This is a genomic window from Arthrobacter sp. OAP107 (assembly GCF_040546765.1).
In the GTDB taxonomy this organism is placed as follows: domain Bacteria; phylum Actinomycetota; class Actinomycetes; order Actinomycetales; family Micrococcaceae; genus Arthrobacter.
Window position 1 is genome coordinate 3702642 of sequence record NZ_JBEPOK010000001.1, and the last position, 15733, is coordinate 3718374.

12 protein-coding genes are annotated in these 15733 nt (G+C 67.8%); 7 read left to right on the top strand and 5 right to left on the bottom strand.

Annotated elements, in window-relative coordinates; all coding sequences use genetic code 11:
- Positions 1-93 precede the first annotated feature (93 nt).
- Positions 94-1905 (top strand): acetyl/propionyl/methylcrotonyl-CoA carboxylase subunit alpha, encoded by a 1812-nt coding sequence (locus ABIE00_RS17000; protein ID WP_354261893.1) that lies wholly within the window; start codon positions 94-96, stop codon positions 1903-1905.
- A gap of 92 nt (positions 1906-1997) precedes the next feature.
- On the opposite strand, the gene ABIE00_RS17005 is transcribed toward ABIE00_RS17000, so the two are convergent.
- Positions 1998-3407: an MFS transporter gene (locus ABIE00_RS17005; RefSeq protein WP_354261894.1), complete on the bottom strand. Its 1410-nt coding sequence runs from the start codon at positions 3405-3407 to the stop codon at positions 1998-2000.
- A gap of 279 nt (positions 3408-3686) precedes the next feature.
- Between ABIE00_RS17005 and ABIE00_RS17010 the strand changes: the two genes are divergently transcribed.
- From ABIE00_RS17010 to ABIE00_RS17025, 4 genes are all read left to right on the top strand, one after another.
- Positions 3687-5111, top strand: a complete 1425-nt coding sequence (locus ABIE00_RS17010; RefSeq protein ID WP_354261895.1) for an MFS transporter — start codon at positions 3687-3689, stop codon at positions 5109-5111.
- A gap of 1 nt (position 5112) precedes the next feature.
- Positions 5113-7344: a molybdopterin oxidoreductase family protein gene (locus tag ABIE00_RS17015; protein ID WP_354261896.1), complete on the top strand. Its 2232-nt coding sequence runs from the start codon at positions 5113-5115 to the stop codon at positions 7342-7344.
- Entirely contained in the window at positions 7341-8903 is a 1563-nt protein-coding gene (locus tag ABIE00_RS17020) for an FAD-dependent oxidoreductase (protein WP_354261897.1), read from the top strand. The genes ABIE00_RS17015 and ABIE00_RS17020 overlap by 4 nt, the downstream gene beginning before the upstream one ends.
- Positions 8904-9053: 150 nt before the next feature.
- Positions 9054-9761 (top strand): hypothetical protein, encoded by a 708-nt coding sequence (locus ABIE00_RS17025; protein ID WP_354261898.1) that lies wholly within the window; start codon positions 9054-9056, stop codon positions 9759-9761.
- A 64-nt stretch (positions 9762-9825) separates the two neighbouring features.
- On the opposite strand, the gene ABIE00_RS17030 is transcribed toward ABIE00_RS17025, so the two are convergent.
- Both ABIE00_RS17030 and ABIE00_RS17035 read right to left on the bottom strand, forming a co-directional pair.
- Entirely contained in the window at positions 9826-10200 is a 375-nt protein-coding gene (locus ABIE00_RS17030) for a hypothetical protein (RefSeq protein ID WP_354261899.1), read from the bottom strand.
- A gap of 230 nt (positions 10201-10430) precedes the next feature.
- On the bottom strand, positions 10431-11846 hold the full coding sequence (locus tag ABIE00_RS17035; RefSeq protein ID WP_354261900.1) for an NAD(P)H-quinone dehydrogenase: 1416 nt from the start codon (positions 11844-11846) through the stop codon (positions 10431-10433).
- Between the two features lie 117 nt (positions 11847-11963).
- Between ABIE00_RS17035 and ABIE00_RS17040 the strand changes: the two genes are divergently transcribed.
- Positions 11964-12782, top strand: coding sequence for a purine-nucleoside phosphorylase (locus tag ABIE00_RS17040; RefSeq protein WP_354261901.1), 819 nt, complete (start codon positions 11964-11966; stop codon positions 12780-12782).
- Positions 12783-12806: 24 nt separating this feature from the next.
- On the opposite strand, the gene ABIE00_RS17045 is transcribed toward ABIE00_RS17040, so the two are convergent.
- Positions 12807-13304 (bottom strand): RrF2 family transcriptional regulator, encoded by a 498-nt coding sequence (locus tag ABIE00_RS17045; protein ID WP_331574009.1) that lies wholly within the window; start codon positions 13302-13304, stop codon positions 12807-12809.
- Between the two features lie 132 nt (positions 13305-13436).
- Here ABIE00_RS17045 and ABIE00_RS17050 point away from each other — a divergent pair, with 132 nt between their 5' ends.
- A complete protein-coding gene (locus tag ABIE00_RS17050) occupies positions 13437-15221 on the top strand; it encodes a phospho-sugar mutase (RefSeq protein ID WP_354261902.1) in 1785 nt (594 codons plus the stop codon).
- A 4-nt stretch (positions 15222-15225) separates the two neighbouring features.
- Here ABIE00_RS17050 and nirD read toward each other — a convergent pair whose 3' ends face one another.
- A complete protein-coding gene (nirD, locus tag ABIE00_RS17055) occupies positions 15226-15591 on the bottom strand; it encodes a nitrite reductase small subunit NirD (RefSeq protein WP_331574013.1) in 366 nt (121 codons plus the stop codon).
- Positions 15592-15733 lie beyond the last annotated feature (142 nt).

The following is a 15733-nucleotide window of genomic DNA, read 5'->3' on the forward strand; positions in this document are numbered from 1 at the left end:
AAAGGCCGGGCCTCTTACACGCGGATTCCGCCAGTAATATCAGCGGAATCCTCAAATTCAGGCTAGGCTCCCTGAAGGAAAGAAGGAGACGCCTTGTCAGTAAAGCCGGAGCAGTCCGCAGGTCCAGTGCAGTCAAAAATCACCAAGGTTCTGATCGCGAACCGCGGTGAAATCGCCGTCCGCGTCATCCGCGCAGCCCGGGACGAGGGCATCGCCTCCGTCGCCGTCTACGCCGATCCTGACCGGAACGCCCTCCACGTCCGGCTCGCCGACGAAGCGTACGCCCTGGGCGGCAACACTGCGGCCGAGTCCTACCTCGTGATGGACAAGCTGATCGAAGTGGCCCGCCAGTCCGGCGCCGACGCCATCCACCCCGGCTACGGCTTCCTGTCCGAGAATGCCCAGTTCGCGGCCAAAGTCATCGACGCCGGCATCACCTGGATCGGTCCCTCGCCGGAATCCATCTCCGCCCTCGGTGACAAAGTCCAGGCCCGCCACATCGCCGAGAAGGTGGGCGCCCCGCAGGTGCCCGGCACCGCCGACCCCGTTGAATCTGCCGAGGAAATCCTCGAATTCGCGGACAAGTTCGGCCTGCCGGTGGCCATCAAGGCCGCCTTCGGCGGCGGCGGCCGCGGCATCAAGGTGGCCCGCACCCGCGAGGAAATCCCCGAGCTCTTCGATTCCGCCGTCCGCGAGGCCACCGCCGCCTTCGGCCGCGGCGAGTGCTTCATCGAGCGGTTCCTCGACGCACCGCGCCACGTCGAAACCCAGTGCCTCGCCGACGCCCACGGCAACGTGGTTGTGGTTTCCACGCGCGACTGCTCACTCCAGCGCCGCAACCAGAAGCTCGTGGAGGAAGCCCCGGCCCCGTTCCTGACGGCGGAGCAGAACGAGCGCCTCTACGAATCGTCCAAGGCCATCCTGAAGGAAGCCGGCTACCTCGGTGCCGGAACGTGCGAGTTCCTCGTGGGCCAGGACGGCACCATCTCCTTCCTCGAGGTCAACACCCGCCTGCAGGTGGAGCACTGCGTCTCCGAGGAAGTCACCGGCATCGACCTGGTCCGTGAGCAGTTCCGCCTGGCCCGGGGCGAAGAGCTGGGCTACGGCGACCCCGAGGTCCGCGGCCACTCCTTCGAGTTCCGCATCACCGGTGAGGATCCGGGCCGCAACTTCATGCCGGCACCGGGCACCGTGAGCACCCTGAAGAACCCCACCGGCCCCGGCATCCGCATTGACTCCGGCATCGAAGAGGGCGACGTCATCAGCGGCAACTTCGACTCGATGCTGTCCAAGCTGATTGTCACCGGCGCGAACCGTCCGCAGGCCCTGCAACGCGCCCGCCGCGCCCTCGAGGAAATGGTGGTGGAAGGCATCCCCACCGTCATCCCCTTCGACCTTGCCGTGGTCAGCAACCCGGCGTTCGCGCCGGCCGAGGGTCCGTTCAGCGTCCACACGCGCTGGATTGAAACCGAGTTCGTCAACGACCTTGCCGCCTGGACGCCCAACGGCGCCGCACCAGAGGGTGAGGACGCCGCTGAGCGCCGCACCGTGGTGGTGGAAGTGGGCGGCAAGCGCCTGGAGGTGGCACTGCCCGCCAGCCTCGGCTTCAGCGGGCCGGCAGCCGCCGGCGCGAAGCCGGCCAAGTCCAAGAAGCGCAGCCGCACCGCCGGCGCCACCGCAGCCGCAGGCGGCAACGCCCTGACGTCCCCCATGCAGGGAACGATTGTCAAGGTGGCAGTGGCCGACGGCGACGTCGTCGCCGAAGGTGATCTCGTCGTCGTGCTTGAGGCGATGAAGATGGAGCAGCCGCTTACCGCACACCGTGCCGGCACTGTCACCGGACTGTCCGCCGCGGCGGGCCAGACGGTGGCTGCGGGCGCCGTCATCGCAACGATCGAAGACTAAGTCGACTTAATACTGAGCGGCCGACACTGAAAAACAGCATAAGAAATGCCCGGTGCGGAAAATCCACACCGGGCATTTTTGCCGGCCAGGAATCAGGCCACGTTGTTCTCGTAGTCCAGGTCCTTGGTTTCCTTACTCAGGAAGAGGGCCACCAGCGTCAGTACAGCCGCGCCGCTGAGGTACACGCCCACGAGCACCGGGCTTCCCTTCGCCGTTTCCCACAGCCACACGGCGATGAAGGGCGCCAGCGCTGCGCCGAGGATGCTGGAGACGTTGTAGCTCACGGCGGATCCTGTGTACCGGACGTTGGTCGGGAACAGCTCCGGCAGCAGCGCGCCCATGGGGCCGAAAGTGAGGCCCATCAGGGTGAAGCCGAGGATCAGCACGGCCATGGCGCCCACGAAGCCGCCGCTGAACAGCGGGACGAACAGCAGTCCGAAGACGAAGATGCCCGCGGTGACGGCGAGCAGCATCTTGCGGCGGCCATATTTTTCGGCCAGCGGGCCGGAGACCAGGGTGAAGATGCCGAAGAACACCACGCCCGCGATCAGCATCCACAGGAAGTCGTTGCGGGTGTAGCCCAGGCCTGGGACAAAGGCAGCGGCCGCGGCCTCGGTCATCGGCTTGCCTGCCTTTTCCGCAGCTGCCTTGGCCGCTTCCAGGGTGGCCGGGCGTGTGCCGTAAGTCAGCGTGAACGTGGTCATGAGATAGAACAGCACGTACGTGGCCAACATAATGAACGTGCCCAAAATGAGGGGCCACCAACTGGTCTTGAAGACCCGGCCGATGGGGAGCTTGGCCACTTCGTTGGATTCAAGGACCTTGGTGAACGCCGGTGTTTCGATGAGCTTGAGCCGCACGTAGAGCCCGATGATCACCATGACGGCGCTCAGCAGGAACGGCACCCGCCAGCCCCAGGCTTCGAAGGCGGCCGGAGCCAGGGTGTAGCTGGCCACCAGGAAGATCACGTTGGCAATGACAAAGCCGATGGGTGCGCCCAGCTGAGGGAACGTGCCGTAGATGGCGCGTTTGTTGGCCGGGGCGTTCTCGGTGGCCAGGAGGGCGGCGCCGCTCCATTCGCCGCCAAGGGCCAGGCCCTGCGCAAAGCGCATGACCACCAGCAGCGCGGGAGCCCAGAACTCCCACCCGGGAACTGTGGCCGTGGGCAGGCAGCCGATCAGGAACGTGGCAATACCCATGGTCAACAGGGAAGCCACCAGGGTGCCCTTGCGGCCGAACTTGTCGCCGAAGTGGCCAAAGACCACGGACCCGAGCGGGCGGGCGATAAACGCGACGCCGAAGACTGCAAAGGAGCTCAGCAACTGGGTGGTTTCATTCTGGCCCGGGAAGAACAGCTTCGGGAAGACGAGCACCGCGGCGGTGGCATACACGTAAAAGTCGTAGAACTCGACGGTGGTGCCGATAAGGCTTGCGACGATCACGCGGCCGCGCGAGTTCACCTGCTTGGCTGAGCCGGAGTGCGAGGTGGCAGTGGATGACATGTGGGGACGCTTTCATGAGAACTGGACGGACCCCGCTCGGAAGCCCCTCCAAACAGGGATAAAACAGAGTTCAATCTTAGTTCCCGAAGTCCATTGAACGGACAAGTGAGTTCAGCATACGGACGTTTCGGGTTGTCTCAGCATGAGGTCGTCCGACAAGCCTAACGCCGCCCGCCGGGGGCTGATAGGCAAATGTCACAGCACGTTAACAAACAGCGACCGTCTGCGAAACGCGCCATCCCTACCTTGGAAGGACAACATTCCCCAAGGAGGTATACCGTGACTGCTGACCGCACCGCAGACGCCGGAACCCACAATTCCCTCGATCTTGCCGCTGCCACAACCACCGAGGCACCGGCCCTTGAAGAGCGTCCCGGACGCTGGATCGCCAACTGGGACGCCGAGAACAAGCACCAGTGGGAATCCCGGGGCCGCTCCATCGCGCGCCGCAACCTCAACTGGTCGATCTTCGCCGAATTCCTTGGCTTCGTCGTCTGGCAGCTGTGGTCCATCGTGGTGGTCCAGCTGCCCGCCGCCGGATTCACGTTCAGCACCTCCGAGATCTTCTGGCTGATCTCCATGCCGAGCCTCGTCGGGGCCACGCTCCGAATCCCCTACACGTTCATGGTTCCGCGGTTCGGCGGACGGAACTGGACCATCGTCTCCGCCCTGCTCCTCCTCATTCCCTCCATCGGGCTCGCACTGTGCGTCTCAAACCCAGAGACACCGTTCGGCGTCATGCTCCTCGTCGCTGCCCTTGCCGGCTTCGGCGGCGGCAACTTCGCCAGCTCCATGGCCAACATCACGTTCTTCTACCCGGCCCGTGAAAAGGGCTGGGCCCTGGGCCTGAACGCCGCCGGCGGCAACCTCGGCGCAGCCGTGGCGCAGCTTGCCGTCCCGATCGCCATCACGCTGCTCGCCGCCGGGACCGCCAACCTCCCCGTTGCCGGCCTGATGTGGGTACCGCTGATCCTCCTGGCAGCGTTCGGCGCCTACAAGTACATGAACAACCTCACGAGCGCCAAGGGCGACGTTGCCGGATCCCTCGCGGCGATCAAGGAACCCCACCTGTGGGTCATGGCCCTGCTCTACATCGGAACGTTCGGCTCGTTCATCGGCTTCGCCGGCGTCTTCCCCAAGCTCATCAAGGACTACTTCCCGGCCTTCTCCTCCATCTCCGTCGGCGCCGTGGCCCTCTCGCTGGCCTTCCTCGGCCCTCTGGTCGGCTCGCTGACCCGCCCCTACGGCGGCCGCATGGCTGACCGCATGGGCGGAGCCCGGATGACCGTGGCGGCCTTCGCCGCCATGGCCGCGATCACCCTGACGATGATCTGGACGCTGCCGCTGAAGAACTTCTGGCTCTTCCTGGTTCTCTTCCTGATGCTGTTCACGGCCAGCGGCTTCGGAAACGGCGCCACGTACCGCATGATCCCGGTGATCTTCGCGACCTCCAGCCGCGCGGCCCGCTCCGGGGCCAGCTCGGTGCAGACCCAGCGCCTTGCTTCCTCGGCGCTCGGCCTGATCTCCGCGATCGGCGCCTACGGCGGGTTCGTCATTCCGCAGGTGCTCAATGCCTCCAACACCGCCAGCGGCTCCTACGTCCCGGCCTTCTACGGGTTCGTCGGAGCGTACGCCCTGATGCTGACCGTCTGCTGGTTCTGCTACATCCGCAACGCCAACCGAAATGCGATGGGACACGTCTAACATGACCAAAAGCGCCGACACGCACTGCCCTTACTGCGCCTTGCAGTGCGCCATGACGCTCAAGTCCCCGGCGGCTTCGGCCGCAACGGGCCTGGCCCCGGCTGCGCAGCCGGGGCCAGCCCCCGTGCCGGCAGCGCCGGCACTCGAGGGGCTGGCCCTCGAAGTGAACGGACGTGACTTCCCCACCAACCGCGGCGGCCTCTGCCGCAAGGGCTGGACGTCCGCTTCGCTCCTGCAGCACCCCGGACGCGTCACCGAGCCCATGCTCAAGGGGCCCGATGGCGTCTTCCGCCCCGTCTCCTGGGACGAGGCACTGGGCCGCGTCACCGCCGCCGTCAAGGACGCCCGCGCCAGGTACGGTGCGGACTCCGTGGGCGTCTTCGGCGGCGGTGGCCTCACCAACGAGAAGGCATACCAGCTGGGCAAGTTCGCCCGGCTCGCGCTGGGCACCTCGAGGATCGACTACAACGGCCGGTTCTGCATGTCGTCCGCGGCTGCCGCGGGCATGCGGGCCTTCGGCCTGGACCGCGGACTGCCCTTCCCGCTTGAGGCACTGGACACGGCCAGCACCATCCTGATGCTCGGCTCCAACGTCGCCGAGACGATGCCGCCGTTCGTCCAGCACCTGCAGGGCGTCCGCGACGCCGGCGGCCTCATCGTGGTGGACCCCCGGCGTTCCGCCACGGCCGCATTCACCTCCAACAACGGCGGCCTGCACCTGCAGCCCCTTCCGGGCACTGACCTCACGCTCCTGCTGGGCCTCTCCCATGTGGTGATCCACGAGGGCCTCCTCGACGCCGACTACATCCAGGCGCGCACCACCGGCTTCGACGCCGTGGTCCGCTCCGTCAACGCCTACTGGCCGGAGCGGGTCCAGTCCATCACCGGCGTGCCCGCCGAGCTCATCCGCGAGACGGCCCGGCGGCTGGCCAGCGGCGCCAGCCAGGGCGGCAGCTACATCCTCACCGGACGCGGCGTGGAACAGCACGTGGACGGCACGGACACCGCTACGGCGGCCATCAACCTCAGCCTCCTGCTGGGCCTGCCCGGCAGCGCCCGCAGCGGCTACGGCACGCTCACGGGCCAGGGCAACGGCCAGGGCGGCCGCGAGCACGGCCAGAAGGCCGACCAGCTGCCCGGCTACCGCAAGATCACCGACCCCGCCGCCCGCGCGCACATGGCGAAGGTCTGGAACGTCCCCGAGTCGCTCATCCCGGGCCCCGGCCTGCCGGCCGTGCAGCTGCTCAGGTCACTGGGACAGCCCGACGGCGTCCGGTGCCTTTTCGTGCATGCCTCCAACATCGCGGTCGCCTCGCCGGACGCCAACGCTGTCATCCGCGGGCTCCGCAGCCTGGACTTCCTGGTGGTCTGCGACTTCTTCATGTCCGAGACCGCGGCCGAGGCCGACCTCGTCCTGCCGGTGCTGCAGTGGGCCGAGGAGGAAGGCACGCTGACCAACCTCGAAGGCCGCGTCCTCCGCCGCCGCCAGGCGATCCAGCCGCCCGCCGGGGCCCGCAGCGAGCTGTGGATCATGGCCCGGCTGGCCGAGGCACTCGAGGCACCGTCCACCTACAGCGACGACCCGGAAACGGTCTTCGAGGAGTTGCGTCTGGCATCTGCCGGCGGCGCGGCCGACTACTCGGGCATCGACTACGCCATGCTGGACAGCGGCGCGGCTGCGTACTGGCCCTACCCCGCCGGCAGCACCGGAACCCCGCGCATGTTCCTGGACAGCTTTGCCCACGCCGACGGCAAGGCGGTCATGACCCCGGTGGCGCCGCGCCGCCGTCGTGCTCCCATTGCAAACCCCGGCCGGGACAGCGCAGCTCCGGCGGCCAAGCCCATGACCCTCATTACCGGCCGCCTGCTGGAGCACTACCAGTCGGGCGCCCAGACGCGGCGGGTGGCGGAACTCCTGGCCTCGCAGCCTGAGGCCAGGGTACAGATCCACCCGGCCGCCGCCGCGGCCATGGGCATCACGGACGGCGCGGAGGTATCGGTGGCCAACGAACGCGGCGAGGTGGTCTGCCGGGCCGAGCTCAGCACCGCCATCCGGCCTGAAACCGTCTTCCTGCCGTTCCACTTTCCCGAACTGGAGAGCGCGAACCGGCTGACGGAAGCGGCCACGGACCCCATCTCGGGGATGCCCGAGTTCAAGTTCAACAAGGTATGGGTCCGGCTGGCAGCGGCCACCCCCGCCACCAGTCTTCTTCAAACAGCGGAGGCCTCATGAGCGAGCAGATTGTAATTGTCGGATTTGGTCCGGTGGCCGCGCGGCTGGTCGATGAACTGCTGCCGGCACAGCGTGCGGGGCAGATCGGGCTGACGGTCATCGGCCAGGAAACCGAGGCCGCCTACAACCGCGTGCTGGTGGCCGACCTCGGGGTCGGCCGCACCACCCCCGAGGCGCTGGCCCTCGCCGACGCCCCGGCCCTGGCGTCCGACGGCGTGGACGTCCGTCTGGGCGTGAAGGTCAGGCGCGTGGACCGCGCCCGGCAGTCCGTCCTCCTCTCCGACGGCACCTCCGCCCACTATGACCGCCTGGTGTTCGCCACGGGTTCGCGGCCCGTGATCCCCAACCTCACGGGCCTGAACCCGGACCCTGCCGCGCCTGTCCTCCCGCCGGGTGTCACCGCGCTCCGCGACCTCCGCGACGCCGAAGTTCTGCGCCAGGCGGTGGCTGGCCGCCAGCGCGTGGTGGTGCTGGGCGGCGGCGTGCTGGGTCTCGAGACTGCCCTCGCGGCCGCGGAGGAAGGCGCCACGGTCACGGTGGTGCACAACGGGCCCCACCCCCTGGGCCGGAACATCGACCGCGGCGGCGGCGCCGTGCTGGCGGCGAGCCTGCGCAACTGCGGTGTCCGGGTGGCCGGCAACGCCCGTTCCACAGGCATTGAGCACAACGCTCCCGACGGCGGTTTCTCGGCTTTGCTGCTCGACGACGGATCGGCGATCGACGGGGACCTGCTGGTTCTCTCCTGCGGCGTGCGCCCGCGCACTGAGCTTGCCGAGGGCTGCGGGCTCTCCACCGGGACGGGCATCCTGGTGGACCACCGGCTGCGCGCGCACCACGAGCCGCACATCTTCGCCATCGGCGACTGCGCCGAGGTCCGCTGTCCGGATCCCGCCTGCGTCGAGTGCCGCACCGCGCGGGGGCCGTCCGGCCTGGTGGGACCCGGCTGGCGGCAGGCCGAATGGCTCGCCGAATACCTCCTGCTGCTGTCCGGGGGTTCCGCTGAGGACGCCGACTCACTGCCCCCGCTCCCCCAGGAAAAGCCCGGCGTCATCGTGCTCAAGGCCCGCGGCATGAACATGGCCGTGGCCGGAGAGAACTCCGCAGAACCGTGGGATGAGGAAGTCCTGACCGCCGGGGCCATCAACGGCAGGCCGCGCCTGCAAATCGCCCAGTGGGCCGACCCTGAGCACGGCCGCTACGTCAAGATGACCACCCGCGGCGGAGTGCTGGAAGGCCTGGTCAGCGTGGGGATGCCGCGCACCGCGGGAGAGATGGTGCAGCTCTTCGAACGCGGCGCCGAGCTGCCCGCGGACAGGTCCCTGCTGCTGCGCCTCGACGGACCCGACCAGCTCGCGCCGGCCGGTGCCTCCAACGACCCCGAGGCCACCGTCTGCCGCTGCGCAGGCGTCAGTGGCAGCAAGATCGCCGACGCCGTCACCGGCGGCTGCTCCACCGTGGCCGAGGTCTCCGCTTCCACCCGGGCCGGCACCGGCTGCGGCGGCTGCCACGACGACATCAAAGGATTGATCGAGAAGTACTTTCAGGGAGCTGCCGCCTAACGCCGCTGCCGTAACCGGGGTTAGTCACGTGGAGGCTGAAGTGGGGGCGTACTGCCTCGACGGAGGCGTGCGGTGGCCCTGCCAGGAGGACCCTGGCCTGCCGCGTCACACAAATCAGGCATGCCGCCCCTGGCCGGTAGCATCGGGATCATGAATGCCGACGAAGACGACGACATCACCGAAGAACTGCTGGCCGACTCCGAAAAGCTCACCGGGCTGAGCCTCGAGCTCCTGGGACTGGACCCGCACCCCGACGACATGACCGCCGAGCAGCGGCTCCAGTTCGACCCCGAGGATCTTGCCGAGATGGCCACCGCCAGCCCCGACGAGCGGGAGCGGTCCGTCCGCCAGACCCGCCTGCTGGCGGGCCTGCTGTGGAATTCCTCCAGCATCCTCATCGACCAGCTGTTCCGTGACCTTGGCACGCTGCACGAACTGGAGACGGTCACGCCCGAGGCCATCGCCGGAACCTCCGTGCTGTCCTCGCTTCCCCCGCAGTTCGCTTCCGGCTACGACGCGAAGTTCACCCAGCGGTTCATCGTGGTGGCATCGGACGTCACCGCGTCCCTGGTCCGCGGGTGGACCGCGCCCGGCTGCCTTGCGGGCGAACTCGCGGTCCATTGCCTGCTCGACCAGGCCCGGATCACGGAGGACATTTACGAACTGGACCTCCCCGAGGAGTGGCGGGCCATCGTGGAAGAGGTCCTGCTGGAGGATGCCGACTCCGAAATCCTGTACGCAGACGGAGCCGCCCAAGCGGACACCGCCGTCGAACACAACCCTGGAAACCTGGATATCCGGCACTGGTTCGAGCCCTTTGGGCCCGGTGACGCCGTCCCCCCGTACGCCTGCTCCTGAGTTGTAGGCACAAGCAGAGGGTCCGATGTCATCATCGGACCCTCTGCTTGTTGCCGCCGGATTTTTACCGTCCGTGTCCGGCTTCCGTGGCCGTGATGTTGAAGGAACCGTCCAGCTTCACTGTTGCCCGCGAGCCGTCAGCCTTCGTGATGTGGGCTTCGTAGACCGCACCCTCGGCGTCGGTCTCAACCCCCTGAACCGTCGCGCCGGGGTCGGCGGCCAGCACCGCATTCCGCACCCGTGTGGCAGTGCTCCCCGTCAGCAGCTGCTCGGTAATCCCGTTGGCCTGGTGGGCACCCTTGCCGTCCGTGCTGGACTGGCTTCCCGTGCCGTTTGTGGACGAGGCAAGAACGGGATAGCCCATGGCGAGGTAGGCACCGCCGCCAACGAGGGCGGCTACGAGGGCGGTGTTTATTGCGGCTTTTTGAACAGTGATCATGGCACGCTCCTGGCTTCCGCGGTCCGACCGTTCGGAAGAAAATCTCCGCATAGCTGACCGCTGGTGGATCGGTCTGTCGGAGCCCGGCGCCGCCAATCCCGGGGACCGACAGTCTGAATTTTACTCAGCTCTGCCGGTGGCGCCTAGGAGAATGGTGCCATTCACAGGTTGCGCGGCGGCGACGGGTCTCGACATGGCGGACCAAGGGAACAAGCCCGGGCGAACGCGCCCTACATGTGCACGTGCAGGCGGCGTGCAGCCTCGGAGATGGAGCCGCTCAGCGACGGGTACACGGTGAAGGTGCTGGCGACGTCGTCGACGTGCAGTTTCTGCTTCACCGCGATGGAAATGGCGAAGATCAGCTCGGAGGCGTTGGCGCCCACCACCACGCCGCCGATCACGGTGCCTGATCCCTTCCGGGCGAAGATCTTGACGAAGCCGTCCTTGACGTTTCGCATCTTGGCGCGGGCGTTGCTCTGCAGGGACAGCTTGATGATGTCGCCCTGGTACTTGCCGGATTCGATCTCGGCCTCGGACACGCCAACCGATGCGATCTCGGGTGAGGTGAAGATGTTGGACGCCACCTGGTGCAGCTTGATGGGGGTCACCTGGTCGCCCAGGAAGTGCGCGATCGCGATCCGGCCCTGCATGGCGGCGACGGAGGCGAGCGCCAGGACGCCGGTGCAGTCGCCGGCAGCGTAGATGTTCGGGGCGGTGGTGCGGGACACGCCGTCCACCTTGATGTGGCCGCTTTCGGTCAGCGCCACGCCCGCTTCCTCCAGCCCGATGCCTGCGGTGTTGGGAATGGAGCCCACACATACCAGGCAGTGGCTGCCGGTGACCTTGGAGCCGTCACCGAGGGTGACCACCACGCCGTCGTCGGTCCGTTCCACCATTTCGGCCCGTGAGCGGGACAGCACCCGCACGCCGCGCCGTTTGAAGACGTCCTCCAGCACCTCGGCGGCGTCGGTGTCGGACCCCGGAAGCACACGGTCCCGGCTGGAGATCAGCGTGACCTTCGAGCCCAGGCCGTTGTAGGCGGAGGCGAACTCGGCGCCGGTCACGCCGGAGCCCACCACGATCAGTTCCTCGGGCAGTTCGTCCAGGTTATAGATCTGCGCCCAGTTCAGGATCCGTTCGCCGTCCGGCCGTGCCGTAGGCAGCTCCCGCGGGTGCGCCCCGACGGTCAGCAGAATGGCGTCAGCCTCGACCGTTTCGGTTCCGTCGGCGGTCAGGACCTCGATGGTGTGGTTGTCCACCAGCTTGCCGGAGCCGTTCAGGATGCGCACGTTCTGGTGCTCCAGGCCAGTCTGGATGTCGAGGGACTGCTGGCGCGCGAGGCCGAGCAGGCGGTCGTTGATGTGCTTGAGATCGGCGCGCATCACCGGAACGAAATCCCCGCCGTCGACGTCGAACTTGACCCCCAGCTCGCCGGCACCGCTGACGCGGGTCATCAGGTCCGACGTTGCGATCAGCGTTTTGGACGGCACGACGTCAGTCAGCACCGCGGAGCCGCCGAGGCCGGACCGCTCGATGATAGTGACAACGGCTCCCAGCGAGGCGGCCACCATGGCAGCTTCATAGCCACCCGGCCCTCCGCCGAGAATTGCGATTCGGGGGGCGCTGAAATCAGGATGCATAGTCACAAGCGATCATTCTCCCGCATCCCGCGCCCGACCACCAACCTTCCAGGCCCGGCCGGGCGGCCGGAAGGGACGCGTTTCTGCTTACCGCACCGGCTCCGGCACGGTAGCTTGGACCGGGTGAGCACAACAGAATTCCTTGACACGGATCCCTTCGAGGCAGCGCGCACAGCTGCTGGCTACATCGCGGCGAAGACCGGCGTGGCAGCGCACGACATCGCCCTGGTCCTGGGCTCAGGCTGGGCCGAGGCCGCCGACCTCATCGGCGAGACCACTGCCACGCTGGCGGCGTCGGAGGTCCCCGGCTTTTCGGCCCCTGCCGTGGAAGGACACGTGGGCACCATCCGGTCCGTGCTGACGCGCGAAGGCAAGCGCGCACTGGTCCTTGGGGCGCGCACCCACTACTACGAGGGCAAGGGGGTCCGGGCCGTTGCCCACGGCGTGCGCACCGCGGCCGCCGCCGGCTGCAGGACCCTGGTGATCACCAACGGCTGTGGCGGGCTCAACGAAGACTGGGCACCAGGCACCCCCGTGCTCATCAAAGATCACATCAACCTCACCGCGACGTCCCCGCTCGAGGGTGCCACCTTCGTGGACCTGACTGATCTGTACTCACCGCGGATCCGGAACCTGGCCCGCGAGGTGGACCCGTCCCTGGACGAAGGTGTCTACGCCCAGTTCACCGGCCCTCACTACGAGACGCCGGCCGAGGTGCAGTACGCCAAGCGGATCGGCGCCGACCTGGTGGGCATGTCGACGGCGCTGGAAGCCATCGCTGCCCGGCACGCCGGCCTGGAGGTCTTCGGCATCTCGCTGGTCACCAATCTGGCGGCAGGCATCAGCCCCACTCCGCTGAGCCACGAGGAAGTGCTCGAAGCCGGACACGCTGCAGGCCCGCGCATCTCCAAGCTCCTGGCGGAAATCATCGGCCGGCTCTGACCGCAACGCGGGGCCTCGTGGGCGCTATGTGACCCCGCGTTTGTCGTCGGCGAGGAGTTGGGCAAGCGCGTCGGCACGGGCCCGGGGAAAGCGCCGCTCGAGGGACTGCGCGATGCCTGCCACGGTCTGCCGCGCGAGTTCGGTGCGCCATGCCAGCTCCGCCTGGCGCATGGACTGCGAAATGATGCAGCTGCGGAGATAGTCCTCGTCCGCGTCACCGCCGGGGCAGTTCGCCAGGATGCCGTCGCAGCGGAACGCCAGTTCCCGGCCTTCGATGGCCAGCACCACGTCCAGGACCGAGATCCGGTCGGCACGGCGCGCCAGCTGGAAACCTCCCTTGGGGCCGGACACGGACTGCAGGACGCCCGCCCGCACCAGGCACTGAAGCTGTTTGTTCAGGTACGCCGGCGGCAGCTTATACAGCTCGGCAAGCCGGCCGCTGCTGATCGGCTCACCGACAGGTGCCCACGCCAAGTTGACGCAGCAGTGGAGGGCCCACTCCACCCCCTGGTTCAACTTCACAACCCAGACGCTACGTGTCCAGAATTTTTACTGTCAAGGAGCGTACCGGCCGCTTTGAACGGGCGGGGTTATGACAGGTCCGCGGCCCCGTCCGGCACCGCTCCGCCGCACTTTGACGATAGTTTGGTTTCCATGACGTCTTCCGAAGCCGATCTTCAGCTGCTCAATGACGCCCGTGCCTGGGCCGCCCAGGACCCGGATCCGCGCACAGCAGCAACGCTGACCGAACTCGTGAAGCTCACCGAGGCAGGCACGCCCGCAGCCCGGCAGGACCTTGAAGACAGCTTCCGCGGAACGCTGCAGTTCGGAACGGCGGGCCTGCGTGCCGCCCTGGGACCCGGACCCAACCGGATGAACCGCGTCGTGGTCCGCCGCGCAGCGGCGGGCTTCGCCAAATTCCTGATCCGGGCGGTGGCGGAGGCTGCGCCCGGGACCCGGCCACGCGCCGTCGTCGGCTATGACGCCCGCTACAACTCAGACATCTTCGCCGCGGAGACCGCTGCGGTGTTCACCGCGGCCGGAATCGAGACGTTCGTGATGCCGGCAGCCCTGCCGACGCCCCTGCTCGCCTACGCGGTCCGGACTTTGGAGTGCGACGGCGGCGTGATGGTCACAGCGAGCCACAACCCTCCGCAGGACAACGGTTACAAGGTGTACCTCGGCCGGCATGCCGTGGAGGAAAGCGGACGGGGTGCGCAGATCGTGGCGCCTTACGACGCGCGGATTGCCGCCGAAATCAGCAGCGTGGGCGACCTTGCCTCGATTCCCCTGGCCCAGGATGGCTGGACGGTCCTGGATGACGGGATCGTTCAGAACTACGAGGCCGCCACGGCCGGGTTGGCCGACCGCGGGCTCTTCCCGGCCCGGGAGCTGAAGATCATCCTGACGCCGCTACACGGCGTGGGCGGCAGCACTGCCGTTTCCGTCCTCCGGGCAGCCGGGTTCACCGACGTGACGCTGGTCAGCGAGCAGGCTGAGCCCGATCCGGACTTCCCCACCGTCAGTTTTCCCAACCCCGAGGAACCCGGCGCCCTGGACCTTGCCCTCGGGACGGCGATGCAGGCGGACGCGGACATTGTCCTGGCCAACGACCCCGACGCGGACCGTGCCGCGGTGGCCGCGAAGGATCCGGACACGGGCGCGTGGCGCATGCTACGGGGCGATGAGGTGGGCGCCCTGCTGGGAGCGCACGTCGTGGCGCGGCTGGCGGCCTCCGGGGCGGAATTCTCGGGGGTACAGGCTGCCGGGGCGGACGCCGCCGGAGCCTCTGCGGGCGGCGGCGTGTTCGCCAACTCGATTGTTTCGTCGCGGCTGCTCGCCCGCATCGCCACAGCGGCAGGGTATGCGCATGAGGAGACGCTCACCGGGTTCAAGTGGATTTCCCGGGTGCCGGGCCTCGTCTACGGCTATGAGGAGGCGCTGGGCTATTGCGTTGCGCCGGACCTGGTCCGTGACAAGGACGGGCTGTCCGCCGCGGTGCTGATCGCGGAACTCGCGGCCGCCGCCAAGGCGGAGGGCAAGACGATCTTCGACACCCTGGACGAGCTGTACCTGGTCCACGGGCTCCACGCGAGTGACCAGCTGAACATCCGCGTGGGTGACCTCGGCCTGCTGGACGCCATGATGAACCGGCTGCGCGTGAACCCGCCCGAATCATTTGGCGGCTCTGCCGTGGAGTCATTCGTGGACCTGGCCGAAGGCAGCGGGCAACTGCCTCCGACCGACGGGCTCCTCTACGTGACCCGCGACCTCAGCCGCGTGATTATCCGGCCGAGCGGCACGGAGCCCAAGCTTAAGTGCTACCTCGAGGTCATCCAAAGCGTCGGCTCGGCCGCTGAACTGCCCGAAGCCCGGCTGGCGGCCAGGGCCGCGCTGGACCGGGTGCTCACCGACGTGCGCGAGGCGCTGGGGCTGTAAAGCCCTAGAGCTCGACCTCGATGAAGCCATCCACGATGCGGGTGGCGTACGCTGCCAGGCGCAGGTCCGCGTTGCCGAAGCACTCGCCGGTCTCGAGGTCGTAGACCTCCTTGTGCAGCGGCGAGGCGATGGTGGGGCGCGTGCCGCGTGATCCGAGGATGCCGCGTGCCATGACGAAGGCGCCGGTGGCCGGGTCCTCCTGGGCTACGGCGAAAACCTCACCGGGTGCGGTGCGGAACAGGGCCACCTGCCGGCCGGCCACGAGTGCCGCTTCGCCCCAGGCGAGTTCCAGGTCCTCCACCGCGCAGACGCGGTGCCAGCCTGCTGCATATCCGGTGGCGAGATCCTCAAGTTCCAGTGTTGCCGTCATGTCCGGCTCCTCTCCCTTTTGCGTGCTTTCCGGCGGCGGGCCGGTCTGTGAGGCCGAGTAATTCCGCCTGTTTTGCCGCCGCTGCGGCCGTATACCAAAGCTAGGCTTCAGGTGTTTCGACGGGGTGCAGTCAATGTGTCAA